General features: G+C 44.3%; 2 protein-coding genes. One reads left to right on the top strand and one right to left on the bottom strand.

The genetic code is table 11. The features are described 5' to 3' along the window. Nucleotides 1–68 precede the first annotated feature (68 nt). Complete coding sequence (locus tag ACFODV_RS15245) at nucleotides 69–452, top strand: histone-like nucleoid-structuring protein, MvaT/MvaU family (protein ID WP_379760944.1); 384 nt, start codon at nucleotides 69–71, stop codon at nucleotides 450–452. Nucleotides 453–604: 152 nt separating this feature from the next. Here the strand turns inward: ACFODV_RS15245 and ACFODV_RS15240 are convergent, their stop codons facing one another. Beyond that, nucleotides 605–2,332, bottom strand: a complete 1,728-nt coding sequence (locus ACFODV_RS15240; protein ID WP_379760942.1) for a DUF262 domain-containing protein — start codon at nucleotides 2,330–2,332, stop codon at nucleotides 605–607. Nucleotides 2,333–2,564: the final 232 nt, after the last annotated feature.

Raw genomic sequence — 2,564 nt, 5'->3', positions numbered from 1 at the left:
AGTGCGTGGCTCGCATCATCATGATGGCGGCTCGGTCTTCAGCAGTGAGATGGCTGTAGCAGTAGGTCATGGCAACACCGTACCTGATGGGTTACGTGTTGCACTTGGTCATTGAGACCGCCCAGCTTCAGGAAGAGTTGGAAAAGCTGAAGAACGACGAGCGCCTTAAGACCGAGTTGGACTTCAAGAACCACCTCGAGCATCTGATGCGCGAATTCGATAAGTCAGCGGCAGAAGTCATCAAGTTGCTGAATCCCACCCAGGAGGCTGGCAAGGGCTCCAGCACTGCCAAGGGCACAGGTCGTGCAAAGCGCAAGCTGAAGATCTACAAGAACCCCAACACCGGCGAAACGGTCGAGACCCGCGGCGGCAACCAGAAGACTCTGAAAGCGTGGAAGGATAAGTTTGGTTCAGAGACAGTTGAGGGATGGCTGGTGAAGACTGAAGACTAACTGCCCGCTACCCTTCCTGCCACGGATGACAGGAAGGGCACTTGTCGGAAAAAATTGGGAATTTGGCACATGCAGGCATAACACCTGCACTCTGCAAAAAATTTTAGAGAAAAGCGAGAAATTTTCCCGATAGCCGTGCGTTGTTAGGCAACTTAATCGCTCAAATCCGACCACTCAGAATCCACCCACTCAAGTAATTTTTTCTCCCTTTCTTCTATTTCTTTTTGAGACCAGTCATCACAAACCAATATCTCTTGAATCATTCGTAAACCTTCAGACTTTCTATAAACACCTTTCTTTGCTATAAACCCCTGTATTTTAGCTTCGCTATTTATCGCTTGAGGCAATAGTATAAGATTTCCAATCCCATTAACGATTAACTCATAACGACCGTCAGGGTCAGTCTTTCCATCCCATGCGCCACCTGGTTCAGGATTCTGAGGCATAACATGTTCAATACTTTCATTTGCTGATCTTGCCTGCCATATTGCAGCTTTTATTTCTTCGTTTACGACTGCTTTCACACCTGCCTTCTTCGCCAGATGCTCTTCATAACGCCACAAAAGGTAACGCACTACCTCTTGGTTCCCATCATATATATCTTTTCCTTTTAGCTCTTCCTCAACTGCACGTTCAATGGGGTAGTCAGAACCAATATCACGAAGCGCAGACATTATTTCACTATATCTTGATGCACCACCGGACTTATTCATGATCTTATTCGCTAAACGAACATAGTCTCCCACCTTAGATCTCGAATCTTTAGCAAAGAGCCCATATATCCTAAATGTAACTTTCTCCCACTGCTCTAAAATTTTTAATCTTTCATCCTCTGTGACCGAGTCTGTTAGTGAAATTGCTACAGCTAAAACTCTAGCCTGCAATACATCTGTCACGGGGCCAAGATGAATATTGGACTGAAGCTTAACAAGCTTCTCTGCGACACCCAGAATCCTGTTACTTATTTTTACAGTGTCGTCAGATGAAGAGCATGCATTGGTCAAAGATGCTAGTGCAGACTCTGCCTTTTGGGGCTTTCCCGATTCCGTGCCCGTGTACAGTGTCGCAGTGACTCTTAGGATTTCTTGGCCTGGAACTGGGTACCTTGACAGTTCTTTGTATATATTTCCCCAAAGATCATTCAGCTCTTCAATGTAACTCGCACGAGACTCATCGGTTTTAGCTTTTTCGAACGCTATACCCATCAAGGAGCTTTTACATTTATCCAGCCAGTCCACTGCCAGCCCACGTGAATTTAAGACTTCAAAAAGACTATACACCACTCTTGAGTCGTCGGTATCAAAAACAACAAACCCCAGTTTGTTCCTGATTATTCGCAAAAGTGAGAGTGAATCACCATAATCTTCCGTCCATTTTTCAACGAATTGATTGCACTCCCTAACCCCTTGAAATATATTTCTATCTGCGTGAGTGGAAACCTTGTCTTTAGCAGGAAAAACCCCATCACGAATAAAGCTATTGAAAATATGTTTGTTCGTGTTATTCGTTTGAAGCAGGATGAGATTTCCATCTGATTTTACAATTATTTTTCCGAGTTCATCCTTCTCCTCACCTGCCCCCAAAGCCAGGTGAACACACTTAAGCAAAATTATAAGGGTGGTTAACCTTTGTTGACCATCTACAATATCATAAAGCCTATACTCTTTAGATCCAATTTCTTTTACTTCATCTGTTTGATAGCAAACAATCGTCGCCATAAAATGGTCGCGATCCACACCTTTTTCTTTCAACTGTTTTATATCTGCAAACAGGTCGTTACGTTGCTTGGCCCCCCACGAATAGTACCTTTGGTACTTGGGTATTCTAAATACTCTATCAGCGAACAATGCGTTCAAATTCTTATATTTTGGCTCTATCATTTACATCCCTTAATTTCTAGAAATTAACATCGAATAGTCTTAAAAGATATCAAACTGCGCGTTCCATGATTGGATACGCTTGTTGGCACGTTCATCCAGAAAAATGGGTTCTTCGTCGTTTCATGTGGATTTGGCCTGATCAAGCAGGCGGCCCACAGGGCTGCCAATCAGGTAGATCATGGCGATGAAGTTGGCCTCGTTTCGGTAGCCGCGTGCGCGTGACCTGGCAGCT

It is taken from the genome of Halomonas tibetensis, assembly GCF_042643535.1.
Classification (GTDB): Bacteria; Pseudomonadota; Gammaproteobacteria; order Pseudomonadales; family Halomonadaceae; genus Halomonas; species Halomonas tibetensis.
Note: the sequence above shows the minus strand (reverse complement) of the source record. Positions and strands in the feature narration are given on the sequence as shown.

Coding starts and splice junctions, on each gene's coding strand:
- ACFODV_RS15245 (WP_379760944.1), top strand. CDS start 69: ATGGCAACACCGTACCTGATGGGTTACGTGTTGCACTTGGTCATTGAG.
- ACFODV_RS15240 (WP_379760942.1), bottom strand. CDS start 2,332: ATGATAGAGCCAAAATATAAGAATTTGAACGCATTGTTCGCTGATAGA.